The 20,480-nt window shown below is 70.3% G+C and carries 18 protein-coding genes, 1 tRNA gene and 1 pseudogene; 11 read left to right on the forward strand and 9 right to left on the reverse strand.

Annotated features, from left to right (window positions below; translation table 11 throughout):
* Window positions 1-4: 4 nt before the first annotated feature.
* Together ACJ512_RS23905 and ACJ512_RS23910 are read left to right on the forward strand one after the other, a co-directional pair.
* The gene (locus tag ACJ512_RS23905; protein ID WP_407685094.1) at window positions 5-2,560 is read left to right on the forward strand and encodes a DUF4118 domain-containing protein; all 2,556 of its coding nucleotides are present in this window, start codon (window positions 5-7) and stop codon (window positions 2,558-2,560) included.
* Window positions 2,561-2,579: 19 nt separating this feature from the next.
* Complete coding sequence (locus ACJ512_RS23910; protein ID WP_407685093.1) at window positions 2,580-3,257, forward strand: response regulator; 678 nt, start codon at window positions 2,580-2,582, stop codon at window positions 3,255-3,257.
* A 55-nt stretch (window positions 3,258-3,312) separates the two neighbouring features.
* Here the strand turns inward: ACJ512_RS23910 and ACJ512_RS23915 are convergent, their stop codons facing one another.
* The 8 genes from ACJ512_RS23915 to mfd form a co-directional block, all read right to left on the reverse strand.
* On the reverse strand, window positions 3,313-3,600 hold the full coding sequence (locus ACJ512_RS23915; RefSeq protein WP_407685092.1) for a hypothetical protein: 288 nt from the start codon (window positions 3,598-3,600) through the stop codon (window positions 3,313-3,315).
* 102 nt (window positions 3,601-3,702) lie between these two features.
* A complete protein-coding gene (locus ACJ512_RS23920; RefSeq protein WP_407685091.1) occupies window positions 3,703-4,647 on the reverse strand; it encodes a Ppx/GppA phosphatase family protein in 945 nt (314 codons plus the stop codon).
* Window positions 4,641-5,129: a DUF501 domain-containing protein gene (locus ACJ512_RS23925; RefSeq protein WP_407685090.1), complete on the reverse strand. Its 489-nt coding sequence runs from the start codon at window positions 5,127-5,129 to the stop codon at window positions 4,641-4,643. Before ACJ512_RS23925 ends, ACJ512_RS23920 begins: the two co-directional genes overlap by 7 nt.
* Window positions 5,122-5,823 carry an FtsB family cell division protein gene (locus ACJ512_RS23930; RefSeq protein ID WP_407685089.1) on the reverse strand — a complete coding sequence of 234 codons (702 nt, stop codon included), beginning with the start codon at window positions 5,821-5,823 and terminating at the stop codon, window positions 5,122-5,124. Before ACJ512_RS23930 ends, ACJ512_RS23925 begins: the two co-directional genes overlap by 8 nt.
* Window positions 5,824-5,828: 5 nt before the next feature.
* Window positions 5,829-7,118 carry a phosphopyruvate hydratase gene (gene eno / locus ACJ512_RS23935; RefSeq protein WP_407685088.1) on the reverse strand — a complete coding sequence of 430 codons (1,290 nt, stop codon included), beginning with the start codon at window positions 7,116-7,118 and terminating at the stop codon, window positions 5,829-5,831.
* Between the two features lie 61 nt (window positions 7,119-7,179).
* Window positions 7,180-7,908: a lytic transglycosylase domain-containing protein gene (locus ACJ512_RS23940; protein ID WP_407685087.1), complete on the reverse strand. Its 729-nt coding sequence runs from the start codon at window positions 7,906-7,908 to the stop codon at window positions 7,180-7,182.
* 295 nt (window positions 7,909-8,203) lie between these two features.
* Entirely contained in the window at window positions 8,204-9,166 is a 963-nt protein-coding gene (locus ACJ512_RS23945) for a nucleoside triphosphate pyrophosphohydrolase (RefSeq protein WP_369737274.1), read from the reverse strand.
* On the reverse strand, window positions 9,163-12,804 hold the full coding sequence (mfd, locus tag ACJ512_RS23950) for a transcription-repair coupling factor (protein ID WP_407685086.1): 3,642 nt from the start codon (window positions 12,802-12,804) through the stop codon (window positions 9,163-9,165). The genes ACJ512_RS23945 and mfd overlap by 4 nt, the downstream gene beginning before the upstream one ends.
* Before the next feature lie 121 nt (window positions 12,805-12,925).
* Between mfd and ACJ512_RS23955 the strand changes: the two are divergent.
* Window positions 12,926-13,627, forward strand: a pseudogene (locus ACJ512_RS23955) (diaminopimelate decarboxylase); the annotation flags it as partial.
* 36 nt (window positions 13,628-13,663) lie between these two features.
* On the opposite strand, the gene ACJ512_RS23960 reads toward ACJ512_RS23955, so the two are convergent.
* Window positions 13,664-14,257: a TetR/AcrR family transcriptional regulator gene (locus ACJ512_RS23960; RefSeq protein ID WP_369741464.1), complete on the reverse strand. Its 594-nt coding sequence runs from the start codon at window positions 14,255-14,257 to the stop codon at window positions 13,664-13,666.
* Window positions 14,258-14,442: 185 nt separating this feature from the next.
* Here ACJ512_RS23960 and ACJ512_RS23965 point away from each other — a divergent pair.
* The 8 genes from ACJ512_RS23965 to pth all read left to right on the forward strand — a co-directional run bounded on the left by ACJ512_RS23965 (window position 14,443) and on the right by pth (window position 20,474).
* A tRNA-Gln gene (locus ACJ512_RS23965) sits at window positions 14,443-14,514 on the forward strand.
* 133 nt (window positions 14,515-14,647) lie between these two features.
* Window positions 14,648-16,126, forward strand: a complete 1,479-nt coding sequence (gene glmU / locus ACJ512_RS23970) for a bifunctional UDP-N-acetylglucosamine diphosphorylase/glucosamine-1-phosphate N-acetyltransferase GlmU (protein WP_369737272.1) — start codon at window positions 14,648-14,650, stop codon at window positions 16,124-16,126.
* 103 nt (window positions 16,127-16,229) lie between these two features.
* The gene (locus tag ACJ512_RS23975; protein WP_369737271.1) at window positions 16,230-17,210 is read left to right on the forward strand and encodes a ribose-phosphate diphosphokinase; all 981 of its coding nucleotides are present in this window, start codon (window positions 16,230-16,232) and stop codon (window positions 17,208-17,210) included.
* Window positions 17,211-17,567, forward strand: a complete 357-nt coding sequence (gene arsC, locus ACJ512_RS23980; RefSeq protein WP_369737270.1) for an arsenate reductase (glutaredoxin) — start codon at window positions 17,211-17,213, stop codon at window positions 17,565-17,567.
* A complete protein-coding gene (locus tag ACJ512_RS23985; protein WP_369737269.1) occupies window positions 17,564-18,214 on the forward strand; it encodes an LpqN/LpqT family lipoprotein in 651 nt (216 codons plus the stop codon). Before arsC ends, ACJ512_RS23985 begins: the two co-directional genes overlap by 4 nt.
* Before the next feature lie 23 nt (window positions 18,215-18,237).
* Entirely contained in the window at window positions 18,238-19,107 is an 870-nt protein-coding gene (locus ACJ512_RS23990) for an oxidoreductase (protein ID WP_369737268.1), read from the forward strand.
* Between the two features lie 140 nt (window positions 19,108-19,247).
* Complete coding sequence (locus tag ACJ512_RS23995) at window positions 19,248-19,886, forward strand: 50S ribosomal protein L25/general stress protein Ctc (protein WP_369737267.1); 639 nt, start codon at window positions 19,248-19,250, stop codon at window positions 19,884-19,886.
* A 12-nt stretch (window positions 19,887-19,898) separates the two neighbouring features.
* Window positions 19,899-20,474 (forward strand): aminoacyl-tRNA hydrolase, encoded by a 576-nt coding sequence (pth, locus tag ACJ512_RS24000; RefSeq protein WP_369737266.1) that lies wholly within the window; start codon window positions 19,899-19,901, stop codon window positions 20,472-20,474.
* Window positions 20,475-20,480: the final 6 nt, after the last annotated feature.

Consider the following 20,480-nt stretch of genomic DNA (forward strand, 5'->3'; position numbering starts at 1 on the left):
GGGGATGATGGTTGACGTGAACGACCACCCGCCCAAGCGCGGCGAGCTGCGTATCTACCTCGGCGCGGCCCCGGGTGTCGGCAAGACGTACGCGATGCTCGGCGAGGCGCATCGCCGGCTGGAGCGCGGCACCGACCTGGTGGCTGGGGTGGTGGAAACCCACGGGCGGGCCAAAACCGCTGAGCTGCTCGACGGTGTCGAAGTCATCCCGCCGCGCTACGTCGACTATCGCGGTGGCAGCTTCCCCGAACTCGACGTGCCGGCCGTCCTGGCCCGCCACCCCCAAGTCGTCCTGGTCGACGAGCTCGCCCACACCAACACACCCGGCAGCAAGAACGCCAAACGCTGGCAGGACGTCGAGGAGCTGCTCGCCGCCGGGATCACGGTGATCTCCACCGTCAACGTCCAGCATCTGGAGAGCCTCAACGACGTCGTCGCCCAGATCACCGGTATCGAACAGCGGGAGACGGTGCCGGACTCGATGGTGCGCGAAGCCTCACAGGTCGAACTCATCGACATCACCCCGGAAGCGTTGCGCCGCAGACTTTCCCACGGAAACGTGTACACCCCCGAAAAGGTCGACGCGGCCCTGTCCAACTACTTCCGGCGGGGAAACCTCACCGCCCTGCGGGAATTGGCGCTGCTGTGGCTGGCCGACCAGGTGGACACCGCGCTGGCCACCTACCGGGCGGAGAACAAGATCACCGCCACCTGGGAGGCGCGCGAGCGGGTCGTGGTGGCCGTGACCGGCGGCCCGGAATCCGAGACGCTGGTGCGGCGGGCGTCGCGGATCGCGTCGAAATCCAGCGCCGAGCTCATGGTGGTGCACGTCGTCCGCGGCGACGGCCTGGCCGGGCTCTCGGAGTCCCGGATGGCCAAGATCCGCCAGCTGGCCAACAGCCTGGACGCGTCGCTGCACACCGTGGTCGGCGACGACGTGCCCACGGCCCTGCTCGATTTCGCCCGGGAGCGCAACGCCACCCAACTGGTGATCGGCACGTCGCGACGCTCCCGCTGGGCGCGCCTGTTCGAGGAGGGCATCGGCCCGAGGGTCGTCGAGCTGTCCGGAAAGATCGACGTGCACCTGGTCACCCACGGGGAATCCAAGCGCGGCTTCCGGGCGGGATCACTGACGCGTCGCGAGCGGCGGGTCACGTCGTGGCTGGCGGCGTTTCTCGTGCCGTCGGCCATCTGCGCGATCACGGTGTTCACGCTGGACAGCTACCTGCAGACCAGCGGTGCCAGCGCGCTGTTCTTCGTCGGCGTGGTGGTGGTCGCCCTACTGGGAGGCGTTGCGCCCGCAGTTTTTTCGGCCGTGCTCTCCAGCCTGTTGCTGAACTACTTCCTGACCGCGCCCCGGCACACGTTCACCATCGCCGAACCCGACGCCGCCGTCACCGAGGTGGTCCTGCTGCTCGTGGCGGTGGCGGTCGCGGTGCTGGTCGACGGCGCGGCCAAACGCACCCGGGAGGCCCGGCGCGCCGCGCAGGAAGCCGAGCTGCTGACGCTGTTCGCGGGGTCGGTGCTGCGCGGCGCCGATCTGGAGACGCTGCTGGAGCGCGTGCGCGAGACCTACTCGCAGCGCGCGGTCAGCATGCTGCGCGAACCCGGCGAGCCGGACCGCACCGCCGGCAACAGGAGCGACGTCGTCGCCTGCGTCGGTAACGACCCGTGCCTGACCGTCGATTCCGCCGACACCGCGATCGAGGTCGGCGACGACGAGTTCTGGATGCTGCTGGCCGGCAGGAAGCTCTCGGCGCGGGACCGCCGGGTGCTGAGCGCGGTGGCCCGGCAGGCGGCCGGGCTGGTCCGGCAGAGCGAGCTGGCCGAAGAGGCCAGCCGGGCCGAGGCGATCGTGCGGGCCGACGAGCTGCGCCGGTCGCTGCTCTCGGCGGTCAGCCACGATCTGCGCACCCCGCTGGCGGCCGCCAAGGTCGCGGTGTCCAGCCTGCGCGCCGAGGATGTCGCCTTCTCCCCCGCCGACACGGCCGAGCTGCTGGCCACCATCGAGGAGTCCATCGACCAACTGACCGCGCTGGTCGGAAACCTCCTCGATTCCTCGCGCCTGGCCGCGGGCGTGGTTCGCCCGCAGCTGCGCAGGGTGTACCTGGAGGAGACGGTGCAACGCGCGCTGGTCAGCATCGGCAAGGGCGCCACCGGCTTCTACCGCTCGGCCATCGAGCGCGTGAAGGTCGACGTCGGCGACGCCGTGGTGCTGGCCGATGCCGGACTGCTCGAGCGGGTGCTGGCCAACCTGATCGACAACGCGCTGCGGTACGCGCCCAACTGCGTGGTCCGGGTCAACGCGGGCCGGGTGGGTGAGCGCGTCCTGATCAACATCGTCGACGAGGGCCCGGGCATCCCGCACGGGACCGAAGACCAGCTGTTCGCGGCGTTTCAGCGGCTGGGCGATCAGGACAACACCATCGGCGTCGGTTTGGGGATGTCGGTGGCGCGCGGCTTCGTCGAAGCGATGGGCGGCAGCATCCAGGCCGGTGACACCCCGGGAGGCGGACTGACCATCGTGGTGGACCTGGCCGCGCCGGGGGATGTCTCATGACCCGCGCCGGGGGGCGCCGATGACTCGCGTCCTGGTGATCGACGACGAGCCGCAGATCCTGCGCGCGATGCGCATCAACCTGTCGGTGCGGGGCTATGAGGTCGTCACCGCCTCGACCGGCGCGGGCGCGCTGCGTGCCGCGGCCGAACACAAGCCCGACGTGGTGATCCTCGACCTCGGCCTGCCCGACATCTCGGGCATCGAGGTGCTGGCCGGTCTGCGTGGCTGGCTCACGGCGCCGGTGATCGTGTTGTCGGCGCGCACCGACTCCTCGGACAAGGTCGCGGCGCTCGACGCCGGCGCCGACGACTACGTCACCAAACCCTTTGGGATGGACGAGTTCCTGGCCCGGTTGCGCGCCGCGGTCCGCCGCGCCGCCGCGTCCGATACGGAGGAACCGGTCATCGAGACCGACGCGTTCACCGTCGACCTGGCCGCCAAGAAGGTCACCAGGAAGGGCGCCGAGGTGCATCTCACCCCGACCGAGTGGGGGATGCTCGAAATGCTGGTCCGCAACCGGGGCAAGCTCGTAGGCCGCGAGGAGTTGTTGAAGGAGGTGTGGGGCCCCGCGTATGCCACCGAAACCCATTACCTGCGTGTCTATCTGGCCCAACTGCGCCGCAAGCTCGAAGACGACCCGTCGCACCCGAGACACCTGCTGACCGAGTCGGGCATGGGCTATCGCTTCGAGATGTGAAGTCAGATCCGCCACAGCAGTCCCTGGAAACTGAACGCCACACTTTGTGCCCGCCTCATAGCGACAACCTGGCTGCGGCCCGCAGCGCGAGTACCCGTTGGTGCATTCGGTACTCCGTCGAGCGCGGGATACTCCCCGGCCCATACAGACCCCGACCGAGCCGGCGCGCCCTGTCGCGGCCGGTCTCCCAGCGCAACGCATCGGAAACGGCCTTCGATTCCCGGCCGCGGATGCGGAATCCTTGCTCGCTCAACGCATTGATCAGCTGGGCGACCGTCGCCCGTCCGTTGTGGGCAAGGTACATGGTGAGCGCGTAACGCAGCTCGATTCCGTGGAGTTCCATGTCGGAACCGTCGCATACGGGTACGACATCGCCGCAAGTGTCGCTATGAGGTGGGCACAAAGTGTGCCGACTTTTCCAGGGACTCGTGTGACGGGTGTGACTTCAGCCGGCGATCGACAGCACGATGCCGTCCAGGATGTCGTGCTCGCTGACCACCAACTCGTCGATGCCGGCCCGCGCGCGCAGTTCGCGGGCCAACTCCTCCACCACGATCGCGCCGCCGCCGATCACGTCCGCCCGGCCCTCGTGCATGGGCCCCAGCGCGGCGCGCTGCTCCCGCGTCATACCGATCAGCCGCTCGCACACAGCCAGCAGATCGCAGCCGGGCACTCGCGAAAGGTGAATGGCCGCAGAGTCATACGACGTCATGTTGTGCGCCAGCGCGGACAGGGTGGTCATCGTCCCGGCGACCCCCACCCAGGTCCGCGCCTCTTCGACGGGCACCTCGCGCAGCGCGACCCCGAGCTGCTCGCGCACCACCGAGCGCGCCGCCGCCACCTCCTGCGGCGTCGGCGGATCCGAGTGCAGGCAGCGTTCGGTCAACCGCACACAGCCGATGTCGGCCGAATAGCTCGCCGCCACGCCGTCCCCGCCGAGCACGATCTCGGTCGAACCACCACCCAGATCGACAACCACGAAAGGCGCCGCGGCACTGTTCAATTCACCGACCGCGCCGCGGAACGACAACTCGGCCTCCGCGGCGCCGGTGATCACCTCCGCAACCGCGCCGGGGATGACGGCGCCCAGCACGTCGGCCGTCATCGCAAAGAACGCGTCGCGGTTGGCGGCGTCGCGCGTGGCCGAGGTCGCCACCATCCGGACCCGTTCGGCGCCGTGCGCCCGCAGCAGAGCGGCGTAATCGGTCAGCGCGGCCCGGGTCCGCGCGATCGCGTCCGGCGCGAATTCACCCGTCGCGTCGACGCCCTGCCCGAGCCGAACGATCCGGGTCTCGCGATGCACGTCGCGCAGCCCGCCGTCGCCGACATCGGCGATCAGCAGGCGAATCGAGTTGGTGCCGCAGTCGATTCCGGCGAGCCGGCTCACCATTTCCCCGCCTCCAGGACATCGGCCATCGCCGGCTCGGCAGCCAGCATCCGCAGCACCTCGTCGCCGAGCGGATTGCAGCCGGGCCCCTTGGCCAGCGAGTGCGCGATAAGCACGTGCAGACACTTGACCCGGTCCGGCATGCCCCCGGCGGAAAACGTGGTCCCCAGCGGTTCGATCGCGTCCCGCTCGGCCAGGTACGCCTCGTGGGCCCGCCGGTACGCGGCCGCCAATTCCGGATCGCGCCCCAACCGCTCGGTCATCTCGCGCATCAGTCCCGAAGTCTCCAGTCTGCTCGCGGCCGCGGTCAGCAGCGGGTGCGTGAGGTAGTACAACGTCGGGAACGGTGTTCCGTCGGCAAGCCGCGGAGCGGTCTTCACCACCCCAGGTTCACCGTTGGGGCAGCGGTAGGCGATCTCGAGAACGCCGCGCGGTTCGCGACCGAGCTGGCGCGCCACCGCCTCCAGGTCGGCGCGGTCAACCACCGGGCGCGGCGGGGCTCGGTGCGGCCGGCGCCACCGGACCGGGCGATCCGGGTTCGGCCGGCGGCGGGGCTTCCGGCGGAGGGGGTTTGGCCGGCGGCAGGTGCGGCTCGTCGGCGATGGTGTGCCACAGCGCGGTGTACCACGGCTGGTTGCGGGCCGGTTTCGCGGCCTCGGAACCCGGCTGCGGGGCGGCCGCCTCGCCGGGCGGAAGCTGCACCTGGAACGGGGTGTCCCCGGGCATCACGAAGCCCAGACGCTCGCGGGCCTGCGCCGCGATGTACGCCGGATCGGCGAGCTTGCCCTTCTGCTGCTCGAGTTCGGCGATCTGGCGGCGCAGCGCCGCCTGGCTGGCGGCCAACTGATCCATCTCGGTGCGTTGCGCGAAGTAGGTGCGCACCGGCCCGGCGACGGTCAGCGTCAGCACGCAGACCACCGCGGCCAGCACCGCGGCGCGCCGGGCGGTGAAACCCAGCCGCTGGTCGGCCCGCTGCTCGATGGACTCGGCGATCTGGCGCTTGATGGGTTCGACGACGTGCTCGGCCAGCGTCCGGGCCGAGTCGCGGCCAGCGTGGGCTGCGCTCTGCGACGGCCGGGAAACCTTGGCGGCGCGACGGCGCCGAACCGCGCCGCCGGGCTTGCCCGGACGCGGTGCCGGGGACCGGCGCTTGGGATCTGGCCGCTTGGCTTCGGGCATACCGCCTATTTCGTCTCCAGCGCGAACCGCGGAAACGCCAGGTCACCGGCGTAACGGGCGGCGTCGCCGAGCGCCTCCTCGATCCGCAGCAGCTGGTTGTACTTGGCGACGCGCTCGCTGCGGGCGGGCGCACCCGTCTTGATCTGCCCGCTGCCGACCGCCACCGCAAGGTCGGCGATCGTGGTGTCCTCGGTCTCGCCGCTGCGGTGGCTGATCATCGTGCGGTACCCGCTGTGGTGCGCGAGCGCGACGGCGTCGAGCGTCTCGGTGAGCGTGCCGATCTGATTCACCTTGACCAGCAACGCGTTCGCCACGCCCTTCTCGATGCCCTCCTCGAGCCGCTCGGGGTTGGTGACGAAGATGTCGTCACCGACGATCTGCACCCGGTCGCCGATCGCCGCCGTCAGGGCGGCCCAACCATCCCAGTCCCCTTCGAACAGGGGGTCTTCCAGGGACACCAGCGGGTAGGAGTCGAGCAGGCCCGCGTAGAACTGCGTCATCTGCTCGGCGGTGCGGGCGTTGCCCTCGAAGTTGTAGCCGGTGGGATCGGCGTGGAACTCGTTGGCCGCCGCGTCCAGCGCCAGCGCCACGTCGGAACCCAGTTTCAGGCCAACCGACTCGACCGCCGTGCTGATCAGGTCCAGCGCCGCCGTCGTACCGGCCACGTCCGGGGCGAAGCCGCCCTCGTCGCCCAGGCCGGTGGACAGCCCCTGCTTCTTCAGCACCGACTTCAGCGCGTGGTAGACCTCGGCGCCCCAGCGCAGCGCCTCGCCGAAGCTGGGCGCGCCGATCGGCGCCACCATGAACTCCTGGATGTCGACACCGGTGTCGGCGTGCGCGCCGCCGTTGAGGATGTTCATCATCGGCACGGGCAGGATGTGGGCGTTGGGGCCGCCGAGATAGCGGAACAGCGGCAGCTCCGCGGAATCCGCGGCCGCCTTCGCGACGGCCAGCGAGACGCCCAGGATCGCGTTGGCGCCCAGCCGCGACTTGTCGGGGGTGCCGTCGAGGTCGACCAGCGCCTGGTCCACCAACCGCTGGTCGTCGGCATTGAGACCGATCACGGCCGGACCGATCTCGTCGAGCACGGCCTCCACCGCCTTGCGCACGCCCTTGCCGCCATACCGCTCCCCGCCGTCGCGCAGCTCGACGGCCTCGTGTTCGCCGGTCGACGCGCCCGACGGCACCGCCGCACGCGCAAACGTCCCGTCGCTGAGCGCTAGCTCGACCTCGACCGTGGGGTTGCCACGGGAGTCGAGGATTTCGCGGGCCCCGACCTGCTCGATAATTGGCACTGGGTTCTCCTTGCGTGGTAGCCGGTGCTGCACATCGCTTCGCGTTCAGCGATACATCCTGCTATAGCGGGTGGCCCGCCGCGTAGGCGGTCGCCCAGTCCCGGACCGCCCGCGCGTACACGCCGGAGTTGTTGTAGGCGCGCAGGGCGGTGACCCACCCGCGCGGGGTCGCGAGATCCTTGCCGCGCCAGCACAAGTAACCCGCCGCGGCCAGCGCCGCATCGTCGATGTTGTCGGGGCTGACGACCCCGTCGTTGTGCGCGTCGACGCCGTACAACCGCCACGTCTCCGGGATGAACTGCATCGGACCCATCGCCCGCGCCACGCCGTCGGTGTCGGTGACGTCTTCCTGGGCATCCACGATGCGCAGATTGCCGCCGGTGCCGTCGAGGCGCACACCCCGAATGGGCGGGCTCACATCCCCGTTAGCGGACAGCGTCGCACCCCGGTAGGTGCCGTGGTGGCTCTCGACCTGGCCGATCCCCGCCAGCGTGGTCCACGAGATGTGGCACTTCGGGTTCTCGACCTCGGCGACGCGGGCGGCATAGGCGTAGGCCTCCAGTGCGATGACGGGGATCTCCAATGTCCCCGAGCGTTGCTCGGCCCAGTCGCGCAACTGGTCGGCGGGCCGGCCGCCGCCGTGGGTGTCGACGGGCGGCACCGGAGCCCCCGCCGGGGGTGGCACGCCCTCGGGGATGAACAGGCTGAGCTGCCACGTGCAACTCGACGCCAGCAGCATCGCGGTCGCACCGATCACGGCGGCCGCACGCATCCAACGCCTCGGCGACACCACGCTCCCCTGCAACTCCCCTTGATCAACTTCCTCTTGTTCATCGTCCCACGCGTTTGCGGCGCACTCGGCGATTTCGAGGCAGCGACACCTCTCCAAGAAACCGATTCCGGCGAATTGTCGATTAGCTGCCGGCAATATCGGCTAGCAATGCAGCGCCTTCGAAAACCATTGGAATTATCGCCTCACGTGCCACGATAGCCGGCGATAAAGCGGGAAATGGCGAACGTTGCCGAGGTCGCTGAGCGAAATATGCGGCCGGCGCGAAAAACCGACGTCCACCACGACCGTCCGGCTACCCCTCGACGGCTTCGGCGACCGCCGAGACGGTCGACGGCCAGTGAGCGCGCCACTCCTCCTCGGTCACCGCGCCCAGCGGCGTCACGTCGAGCTCTTCCGGAACGGCGTCCCCGCGCCGGGTGGCGGCGATCGCCCGCTCGACGACGCGGACGGTGTCCACGAAACCCAGAACCGCTGTGCGCAGCGCGCTTTCCGCGTCGATGTCGGCCGACACGACGACCGAGGTGACCTCGACGGGAATTAGGTCGGCGGGCAGCCCCGCCTGCTGCGCGCGCTGCATCACTTTCTGCGCCAGCGCCAACGCCGGCTGACCGGTGTGGACGTCGTCCATGACCGAACTGCGGGGCTTCTCGGCGGCCTTGCGCTCCTCCCACTGGGCCAACTGGTCCTCGAGTGAGATCGCTTCGCCGGCTAGCACTCCCGGCACCCGGTTGCCGAGCTTTCGCGTCAGCGCCAGGGCGACGTCGTCGATGGTGAACGCGTGCTGCGGCGCCTCCTCGGCGATGCGGGCGTGGAAGAGGACCTGCAGCAACACATCGCCGAGCTCGTCGCGCAGTTGGTCGGCGTCACCGCTGCGGACCGCGTCCAACAGCTCGTAGGTCTCCTCCAGCAAGTAGCGGCGCAACGAGTCGTGGGTCTGCTCGCCCTCCCAGGGCCCGGCGGTGCGCAGCTTGTCCATCATCGCCACGGCATCGACGAGGCGTTCGCCGCGGGGGGTCTCCGGGGCCGAGATCAGCCGGGCCCCGGCGGCCAGCCGGGCGGTGACGGCCGGGTGGTCGGGGTCGGACGACAGCAACACCGGCGCGTCGTCTCCCATGCCGACCGGATGCGCCGAGGGCAGCGACCACGGGACCGCGACCGGCATCTCTTCGGTGTACTGCACCTCGCCGAGGAGGTACTCCACGGCTTCGACGGGCACCAGCGACGGGCGGCGCGGGTCGAACAACACGACGATCACGGACTCGTTATACCAATCTTCACCTGCGATTTCCCCTGCAGGGCGGTCACCAGGTCGGCGACCATCTGCAGCAGCTCGACGTCGCGGATGCGCGGCGCGCCGACCGAACTTCGAGAGCCGCCGGCCCGGGGGATCGGGACCTGCACGGTGGCAGTCGTGGCGCGGTAGCTCGCCGCCGGGTACATGCGCTTCAAACGCACCTGGGCGGAGTCTTGCAGCGTGACCGGCGACAACCGCACCACCGAAGCCGAAGGCGCCGACACCTCGGTGATCCCGGCGGCGCGGCACAGCAATCGGACCCGCGCCACCGCCACCAGCCGCAGGGCGGGTTCGGGCAGCGCCCCGTAGCGGTCGACGAGCTCGTCGACGACCGCGGCGATCACCGCGTCGTCCGTGGCCGCCGCCAGCCGCCGGTAGGCCTCCAGCCGGAGCCGGTCGCTGCCGATGTAGTCCGGCGGCAGGTGCGCATCCACCGGCAGGTCGATCCGCACGTCCTTGGGCTCCTCGGCGGTGGTGACCGTCTGGCCGTCCACCGCGGCGCGATAGGCCTCGACGGCCTCGCCGACCAGCCGCACGTAGAGGTCGAACCCGACCCCGGCGACGTGCCCGGACTGCTCGACGCCCAGCACGTTGCCGGCGCCGCGGATCTCGAGGTCTTTCATGGCGACCGCCATGCCCGCACCGAGCTCGTTGTTCTGCGCGATCGTCGCCAACCGGTCGTAGGCGGTCTCGGTCAGCGGCGTGTGCGGCGGATAGAGGAAGTAGGCGTAGCCCCGCTCCCGGCTGCGCCCCACCCGGCCACGCAGCTGGTGCAGCTGGGACAGGCCGAAGGTGTCGGCGCGCTCGACGATCAGCGTGTTCGCGTTGGAGATGTCCAGCCCGGTCTCCACGATCGTGGTGCACACCAGAATGTCGTATTCGCGGTTCCAGAAGCCCTGCACCGTGCGTTCCAGGCGCTCCTCGGGCATCTGCCCGTGCGCGACGACGATCCGCGCCTCGGGAACCTGCTCGCGCAGCCGGGCCGCGACCCGGTCGATCGAGCTGACCCGGTTGTGCACGTAGAACACCTGCCCGTCGCGCATCAGCTCGCGTCGCAACGCGGCGGCGACCTGCTTGTCGTCGTGCGGGCCGACGTAGGTCAGCACCGGATAGCGCTCCTCGGGCGGCGTCAGGATCGTCGACATCTCCCGGATCCCGGCCAGGCTCATCTCCAGGGTGCGCGGGATCGGGGTGGCGCTCATGGTCAGCACGTCGACGTGGGTGCGCAGAGACTTGATGTGTTCCTTGTGCTCGACGCCGAACCGCTGCTCCTCGTCGACGATCACCAGCCCGAGGTCCTTCCAGCGCACCCCGGTCTGCAGCAGCCGGTGGGTGCCGATCACGACGTCCACGGAACCGTCGGCCAGGCCCTCGATCACGGCCCGGGACTCGGCGGCGTCGGTGAACCGCGACAACCCCTTCACGGTCACCGGGAAGCCGGCCATCCGGTCGGTGAACGTCTGCAGGTGCTGGTCGGCCAGCAGCGTCGTGGGCACCAGCACGGCGACCTGCTTGCCGTCCTGCACCGCCTTGAACGCCGCGCGCACAGCGATCTCGGTCTTGCCGTAGCCGACATCACCGCAGATCACCCGGTCCATCGGGATCGGCTTCTCCATGTCGGCCTTGACCTCGGCGATGGCGGTGAGCTGGTCGACGGTCTCGGTGAAACCGAACGCGTCCTCCATCTCGGCCTGCCACGGGGTGTCCGGGGCGAACGCGTGGCCGGGGCTGGCCTGCCGCTTGGCGTACAGGGACACCAGCTCGCCGGCGATCTCGCGCACCGCGCGGCGCGCCTTGGTCTTGGTGTTGGCCCAGTCGCTGCCGCCGAGCTTGCTCAGCGCCGGCGCCTGCCCGCCGACGTAGCGCGACAGCTGGTCCAGCGAATCCATCGGGACATAGAGCTTGTCGGAGCCTCCCCCGCGCTTGCTCGAGGCGTACTCGAGCACCAGGTACTCCCGGCGGGCCCCGCCGACGGTGCGCTCGGTCATCTCCACGAACCGCCCGATGCCGTGCTGGTCGTGCACCACCAGGTCACCGGCCGTCAGCGCCAGCGGGTCGACGGTGTTGCGCCGCTTGGCCGCCAGCCGCCTGCCCTCGACGGCGGTGGCCCGGCTGCCGGTCAGATCCGTCTCGGTGATCACGACGAGGTTGGCGCCGTCGACGATGACGCCCTCGTGCAGCGGCCCCTTGAGCACCCCGACGACACCGGGTTTGGGGGCCTCGCCCGAGTCCAGCATCGCCGCGGGCGCTTCGTGCTCGGCCAGCCGCTCCACCACGCGGTGGGCCGTCCCGGTCCCGGGCGCGACCACCACCGCGTGGCCGCCGGCCGTGACGTGGGCACGCAGCATCCCGAAGATCTCGTCGACGTCGTGCTGATGCCCGCGGGCCGACGGCGAGGGCCGGATGTCCAGCTCGATCGCCGACTCGTCCGACAGCTGGCTCAGCGTCCACCAGGGATGACCGCGCCGCGCCGCCGCGTCGCGCACGTCGTCCAGTTCGGCGAAGCCGGATCCGCCGAACTGCTCGACGTCGACGGGCGCATCACTACCCAGCGCGGCCACCGACCACGACGCCTCGAGGAACTCCCGGCCGGTCTTGATCAGGTCGGCGGCCCGGCTGCGCACCTTCTCGGGGTCGCACAGCAGCACCGGCGTGCCCTGGGCCAGCTGGTCGGTCAGCAGCGCATGGGCGCCATCCTCGCCGGGCCGAAGCACCGACAGCAGCGCCTCCATGCCGTCGACCGGGATCCCCTCGGCCAGCTTGGCCAGCATGTCGCCGACGCCGCCGCCGGCGACGTCGGGCTCGGTGGCCGGGTGCCGCGCCGCCAGCGCGGCGGCGCGCTGCCGGACCTCCTCGGTCAGGAGCAGTTCGCGGCAGGGGACCGCGATGACGGTGTCGACCTCCAGCTCCGGGATCGACCGCTGGTCGGCGACCGAGAACATCCGCATCTCGCTGACCTCGTCGCCCCAGAACTCGACGCGCACCGGGTGCTCGGCCGTCGGGGGGAAGACGTCCAGAATCCCGCCGCGCACGGCGAATTCGCCCCGACGTCCCACCATGTCGACCCGGCTGTAGGCCAGCTCGACCAGCCGGGAGACGACGTCTTCGAACGCGATTTCCTGGCCGACGGCCATGGTGACGGGTTCGATCAGGCCGAGCCGCGGGGTCATCGGCTGCAGCAGCGAGCGCACCGCGGTCACCACCACCTGCAGGGGCGGGCCCAACCGCGCGTCGTCGGAATGGGCCAGCCGCCGCAGCACGGTCAACCGCGCGCCGACGGTGTCGACGCCCGGCGAGAGCCGCTCGTGCGGCAGGGTCTCCCAGGACGGGAAGACCGCCACCGCGTCGCCCAGCACGCCGCGCAGTTCGGCCGCGAGGTCGTCGGCTTCCCGACCGGTCGCGGTGACCACCAGCAGCGGGCCGCGCCGCGCCAGCGCGGCGGCCACGAACACCCGTGCTCCGGCCGGGCCGGCCAGCCTCAGTTCGGCGGGGGCAGCGGCCGCGCTGTCGATCAACCGCTGGAAAGTCGGCGCGGTGAGCGCCAATTCGACAAGCCCGGCGATCGGGGTTTCTGGGCGAGCAGGCCCCGGTGCGGTCATGATGAATCCATTCTAAGGGCGGCGCGGGAAGCCGCCGGAGGCCGTCAAGATCGGGCCCCGCACCGTCAAAGGGTCGTAAGGAAAGCCGCGCGCACTGAATCAGCGCGCGCAGGCTGGAGCCATGACATTGCTGGACATCCTGCCCGCCATCGCTCACGTGGGGTCCCCGCTGTCGTCCGGTGCCAGACTCCACGTCCCGGCCCGCGTGACCGACGAGGCCGATTTCCGGGATCGCGCCCGCCGTTGCCGCAGAGCGTTCAAGGGTGCGCGCGTCGTCCACTGCGGCCGTTCGCCGCTGACGATCGGCGTCGCGCGCTGGGCGCGCGCAGCCGGCCTCGGCATCGGCGTCCGATCGAGCGGCGAACTGGCGGTTGCCCTCGCCGCGGGGACGGAACCGGCACGCATCGTCGTGCATGTGGGGTCGCCCGATGACCTGCGCGCCGCGGTGGGCGCCGGTGTCGGCCGCATCGTGCTGGACTCGCCCCACGAGATCCCCCACGTCGCCGGCCCGGCGCGGCGCGGGGCGGCGCGTCTCACCTTCGACCTGGTGGGCCTGCACTGCCGGCCGAATTCCGGGGGTTCTGGGGCCGGCGCCCCGGCCTGCTACGGCGAGGCGCTGCGCCGCACGGTCGCCGCCATGGCCGACGCCCGATCCCGGCACGGCGTCATGCTGACCGAAGTGCATGTGGGCGGTGACCAGGCCGGCCCGTACGTCGCGGGTGTTGCGGAACCCGGTGTGGACGAGTTGGCCGCCGTCATCGAGGACGCGCTCGACGAGGCCTGCGCCGCGGAGCGTTTTCCCCGGCCCGTCGTCGCGGTCGATGTGACACTGACCGGGTGACGGCCCGGCCGGCAATCCCTACTCGTCCTGCAGCCTGGGGTCGGCTTCCAGGTGGGTCAGGCCGTTCCACATCAGGTTCACCAGATGCGCGGCGACCACTTCCTTCTTGGGCTCGCGGGTGTCGAGCCACCACTGGGCCGTCATCGACACCGAGCCCACCAGCGCCTGGGCGTACAGCGGGGCCAGCCCGGGATCCAGGCCGCGGCGCGCGAAGTCGCCGGCCAAGATGGAGCTGACCTGGCTGACGGCGTCGTTGAGCAGGCTGGAGTAGGTGCCCGAACTGATCGATGCGGGTGAGTCGCGGATCATGATGCGGAAGCCATCGGTGCGTTCCTCGACGTAGGTGAGCAACGCCAGCGCCACCCGCTCCACGCGCACCCGGGACCGGTTGTTGGTCAGCGAGGAGGTGATGCCGTCCAGCAGCGCCGACATCTCGCGGTCGACCACGACGGCGTACAGGCCCTCCTTGCCGCCGAAATGCTCGTACACCACCGGCTTGGACACGTTGGCCCGCTGGGCGATCTCCTCGATCGAGGTGCCGTCGTAGCCGCGTTCGGCGAACAACGAGCGTGCGATCCCGATGAGCTGATGGCGGCGCTCGCTGCCGGTCATCCGCGCGCGCGGCGACCGCACCTCTTTGTCCGGTTTGTCCGGCTCGGTGCCCAGCACAGCCACGCCGATCAGCGTATCGGTTTGCCGGTCCCGCGTACGGCGGCGTTTGGCTCGGTTCCACAACCGGTGCCCACATTGTCTAGAGTTTGGGGGGCGCGGTCTCGTGTGGTCGCCGCGGTGTGCGGTCCGTCGTGGTGTAATCGGCAGCACCTCTGATTTTGGTTCAGATAGTTCAGGTTCGAGTCCTGGCGACGGAGCCCCGAAAAGCCCCCGCCCTTTGCCGCGAGCGTGCACGAAATGCCACGCTTGACGGCGTGTCGCGGCACAGACACGCACGCTCGCGAGCGGGAGGCACCCGCGGCTCGCGCGCCGAGGGTTCTAGGAGAGTTCATGTCGTTTCGTGGTGACATCGCGGTCCTGGTTCTGGCGGCCGGAGCCGGCACCCGCATGCGGTCGGACACCCCCAAGGTGCTGCACACGATCGCCGGGCGCAGCATGCTGGCGCATTCGCTGCACGCGATCGCCAAGGTGGCGCCCCGGCACCTGGTCGTGGTGCTGGGCCACGACCACCAGCGCATCGAACCGCAGGTCGCCGAGCTGGCCGAGAGCTTCGGGCGCCCGATCGACGTGGCGCTGCAGGACCGGCCGCTGGGCACCGGGCATGCCACCCTGTGCGGGCTGGCCGCCCTGCCCGACGAGTACGCCGGCATCGTCGTGGTCACCTCCGGGGACACGCCGCTGCTGGACGCCGACACCCTGGCGGACCTGGTCGCCGCGCACGGCGCGGCCGGGCTCGAATACCAGCCCGCGGTCACGGTGCTGACCACCACGATCGGCGATCCCAGCGGCTACGGGCGGATCCTGCGCACCCAGGACGACGAGGTGACGGCGATCGTCGAGCACGCCGACGCGACACCGTCCCAACGGGAGATCCACGAGGTCAACGCGGGCGTCTACGCCTTCGACATCGGGGCGTTGCGCTGGGCTCTGAGCCGGCTGAGCTCCGACAACGCCCAGCAGGAGCTCTACCTCACCGACGTCGTCGCCATCCTGCGCCGCGACGGCCGGGCCGTGCACGCCCGGCACGTCGACGATGCCGCGCTGGTGGCCGGGGTGAACAACCGTGTCCAGCTCGCCGAACTGGGCGCCGAGTTCAACCGCCGCATCGTCGCCGCCCACCAGATGGCCGGTGTGACGGTCGTCGATCCCGCCAGCACCTGGATCGACGTGGACGTCACGATCGGCCGCGACACCGTCATCCAGCCCGGGACCCAGCTGCTGGGCCGCACCCGGGTCGGCGGGCGCTGCGTCCTCGGCCCGGACACCACGCTGACCGACGTGAGCGTCGGTGACGGCGCGTCGGTGGTGCGCACCCACGGCTCGGAGTCCTCGATCGGCGACGGCGCGATGGTGGGGCCCTACACGTATCTGCGGCCCGGCACCGTGCTGGGAGCCGACGGCAAGCTGGGCGCTTTCGTCGAAGTCAAGAACTCCACGATCGGCGCCGGCACCAAGGTTCCGCACCTGACCTACGTCGGCGACGCCGAGATCGGCGAGCACAGCAACATCGGCGCGTCCAGCGTGTTCGTCAATTACGACGGCGAATCCAAACGGCGCACCACCATCGGCTCGCACGTGCGCACCGGGTCGGACACCATGTTCGTGGCCCCGGTGACGGTCGGCGACGGCGCCTACACCGGCGCCGGCACCGTGGTGCGCGAAGACGTCCCGCCGGGGGCGCTGGCGGTCTCGGCGGGGCCGCAGCGCAACATCGAAGGCTGGGTGCGGCGCAAGCGGCCCGGCAGCGCGGCCGCGCGGGCCGCGGACGAGGCCGCCGCCCGCACCGGTCAGACATCCGAGCCCGAATAGACACGGTGAGTTCGTTTCCTGGCAACCCGTCCACATCTCGGTCCCCCTCGCTACGTACGATGGGGCTTCTTCCAATTCGATCCCGAACGGCGGGGGCAGCACCGTGAGCCACGACTGGACCGATAACCGCAAGAACCTGATGCTCTTCTCCGGCCGTGCGCATCCCGAGCTGGCCGAGCAGGTGGCCAAAGAGCTCGACGTCCACGTCACCGCGCAGGTCGCGCGGGAGTTCGCCAACGGCGAGATCTTCGTGCGGTTCAACGAGTCGGTGCGCGGCTGCGACGCGTTCGTCCTGCAGTCGTGCCCGATGCCGGTGAACACCTGGCTGATGGAACAGCTGATCATGATCGACGCGCTCAAGCGGGGCAGTGCCAAGCGGATCACCGCCGTCATGCCGTTCTACCCCTACGCCCGCCAGGACAAGAAGCACCGCGGCCGCGAGCCGATCTCGGCGCGGCTGGTGGCCGACCTGCTCAAGACCGCGGGCGCCGACCGGATCGTCTCCGTCGACCTGCACACCGACCAGATCCAGGGATTCTTCGACGGACCCGTCGACCACATGCGCGGCCAGCACCTGCTGACCGCCTACATCAAGGACAACTATCCCGGCGGCGACATGGTGGTGGTCTCCCCCGACTCGGGCCGGGTGCGCATCGCCGAGAAGTGGGCCGACGCGCTCGGCGGGGCTCCGCTCGCGTTCATCCACAAGACTCGCGACCCGCGGGTGCCCAACCAGGTCGTGTCCAACCGCGTGGTCGGCGAGGTGGCCGGCCGCACCTGCGTGCTGATCGACGACATGATCGACACCGGTGGCACCGTCGCCGGCGCGGTCAAACTGTTGCACGACGACGGCGCCACCGACGTGATCATCGCGGCGACCCACGGCGTGCTCTCGGACCCGGCCGCCGAACGGCTGGCCGGCTGCGGCGCCCGCGAGGTGATCGTGACCAACACGCTCCCGATCGACGAGAACAAGCGGTTCCCGCAGCTGACCGTGCTGTCCATCGCGCCGCTGCTGGCCAGCACCATCCGCGCCGTCTTCGAGAACGGCTCAGTCACAGGACTTTTCGACGGGGACGCCTAGATGGGTGCCGAGGCGAAAAAAGCCACCGTCTACCACAATCCCCGGTGCAGCACATCCCGTAAGACGCTGGAGCTGCTGGCGGACAACGGTTTCGAACCGACGATCGTCGAGTACCTGAAGAACCCGCCGTCGCGCGAGGAGCTGGCGGCGATGATCCGGGAGGCGGGCATCGACGTGCGCACCGCGGTGCGCAAGCGCGAAGCGCTGCACGCCGAACTGGGCCTCGCCGACGCGACCGACGACCGGTTGCTCGACGCCATGGCCCAATACCCCATCCTGATCGAGCGGCCGTTCGTCGTCACGGCGAAGGGCACGCGGCTCGCCCGGCCGATCGACGCGGTCCGCGAGATTCTGTGAGAGCACGGGCGATCCGGCTTCTCGCGGTGGTCGCCCTGGCGCCGGCCGCGGCGGCCTGCGCACCGAAGCCCACCGACTTCCGCTCGATCCTGTCGACCACCTCGACCACCAGCGCCACCACGACGGCCGCGAACGCCGTCCCCCTGTCGCAGTACTTGCAGAGCATCGGCGTCGCCGGCCAGCAGGTGGCACCCGACACCCTCACCGACCTGACGGTGTCCATTCCCACGCCGCCGGGTTGGGCGCCGTTCAACGATCCCAAGGCCACGCCGGGCACGGAGACGATCTCCAAGGGCGGTGAGTATCCGATGGCTATGCTGATGGTGTTCAAACTGCGCGGCGAGTTCAACCCCGCCGAAGCGGTCAAGCACAGCAACGCCGACGCCCAGATGGCCCGCGACTTCAAGCAACTGGACGCCTCGACGGCGGACTTCAACGGCTTTCCGTCGTCGATGATCCAGGGCAGCTACGTCGCCGGCGGCGTACGGCTGCACGGCTACAACCGGGTGGTGTTCCCCACCGGTCCGCCACCGGCGAATCAGCGCTACCTGGTCCAGCTCACCGTCACCAGCCTGGCCGACCGGGCGGTCGCGGAGTCGTCCGACATCGAGGCGATCATCCACGGCTTCGTCGTCGCGACGAAGTGATCCCGGCCGTAAGGTAGTTAGCCATGGCCGACTGGACCGCAGCAGACCTTCTCTCGTTCGCCGGACGCACCGTCGTCGTCACCGGCGCCAACAGCGGGCTGGGGGCGGTGACGGCCCGCGAGCTGGCCCGCAGGGGCGCCGAGATCGTCATGGCCGTCCGCAACACCGCCAAGGGCGAGGCCGCGGCGCAGGAGATTCCCGGCGCGGTCGAGGTGCGCCGGCTCGACCTGCAGGATCTGTCGTCGGTTCGCCGGTTCGCCGACGGAGTCGACAAAATCGACGTCCTGATCAACAACGCCGGCATCATGGCCGCGCCGTACGCGCTGACCGCCGACGGCTTCGAGAGCCAGATCGGCACCAACCACCTCGGCCACTTCGCGCTGACCAACCTGCTGCTGCCCAGGCTCACCGACCGCGTGGTCACCGTGTCCTCGATGGCGCATTGGCCCGGCCGCATCGACCTGGACGATCTGAACTGGAAGAACCGCCGGTACTCGGCGTGGCTGGCCTACAGCCAGTCGAAGCTGGCCAACCTGCTGTTCACCAGCGAGCTGCAGCGTCGCCTCGACTCGGCGGGGTCGCCGCTGCGTGCCCTGGCGGCGCACCCCGGCTACTCGCACACCAACCTGCAGGGGGCCACCGGGCGCAAGCTGGGCGACGCGGTGATGTCGGCCGCCACCCGGGTGGTCGCCACCGACGCCGACTTCGGTGCCCGGCAGACCCTGTACGCGGCGTCTCAAGACCTGCCGGGCGACACGTTCGTCGGCCCCCGGTTCGGCTACCTCGGCCGCACGCAGCCCGTGGGGCGCAGCCGCCGGGCGCGGGATGCAGCCACGGCCACCGCGCTGTGGGACCTCTCCGAGCAGCTCACCGGCGTCAAATTTCCGCTCTGAGGCGCAGATGCGCTAACCTGGCCGGGCGTCACGGCGAGGGTGGCTGGCGAACCGGCCCCGTTATCGACGGAGACCGACTCATCAAGTCGCGACCCTGGCCGTGCCCTGGAACTGGGTAACGAGCACACAGGAGCGACATCATGGCTAAGGCACCGGCCAATCAACTGGCGGTCACGAGGCGGACCGAGACCGGCAAGGGCGCGTCCCGGCGAGCCCGCCGCGAAGGCAGGATCCCGGCCGTTCTCTACGGTCACGGCACCGACCCGCAGCACCTGGAACTGCCCGGCCACGACTACGCGGCCGTGCTGCGCCACGCGGGCACCAACGCCGTCCTCACCCTCGACATCGAGGGCACCGAACAGCTGGCCCTGACCAAGGCGCTCGACGTGCACCCCATCCGCCGCACCATCCAGCACGCCGACCTGGTCGTCGTGCGTCGCGGCGAGAAGGTCGTCGTCGAGGTCAACGTCGAGGTGCAGGGCGATGCCGCGCCCGGCACCCTGGTGCGGCACGAAGTCAACAGCGTCGAAATCGAAGCCGACGTCTCCTCGATCCCCGAGCAGCTGACCGTGTCCGTCGAGGGCGCCGAACCCGGTACCCAGATCACCGCCGGGCAGATCCCGCTGCCGGCCGGCGTCAACCTGATCTCCGACCCCGAGTTGCTGGTGGCCCACGTGGTAAACGCGCCGACCGCCGAGGAGCTGGAGAGCGAGGGCGGCGGCGAAGTCGCCGAGCCCGAGGCGGCCGGGGCCGAGGTCGAAGAAGAAGCCGGCGAGTAGGCGGCCCCGGACGTGGCCGAACCGCTACTCGTGGTCGGCCTGGGTAACCCCGGGGACAACTACGCGCGCACCCGACACAACGTCGGGTTCATGGTTGTCGACCTGCTGGCCGCGCGACTGGGCTCGACGTTCAAGGCGCACAAGCGTTCCGGCGCGGAAGTGGTCAGCGGCCGGCTGGGCGGGCATTCGGTGTTGCTGGCCAAGCCGCGCTGTTACATGAACGAGTCCGGGCGGCAGGTCGGGCCATTGGCGAAGTTCTACTCGGTGGCCCCGGCCGACGTCGTCGTCATCCACGACGACCTCGACCTGGACTTCGGCCGCATCCGGCTCAAGGTCGGCGGCGGCGAGGGCGGCCACAACGGGCTGCGCTCGGTGGCCGCCGCGCTGGGGAGCAAGGAGTTCCAGCGCGTGCGCGTGGGGATCGGTCGCCCACCCGGGCGCAAGGACCCCGCCGCGTTCGTGCTGGAGAGTTTCACCAGCACCGAACGCGCCGAAGTCCCCACGATCTGCGAGCAGGCCGCCGACGCGACCGAACTGCTCGTCCAGATGGGTTTGGAGGCGGCGCAGAACCGGGTCCACGCCTGGTAGCTCGCT

It is taken from the genome of Mycobacterium cajalii (assembly GCF_045809005.2).
Lineage (GTDB): Bacteria > Actinomycetota > Actinomycetes > Mycobacteriales > Mycobacteriaceae > Mycobacterium.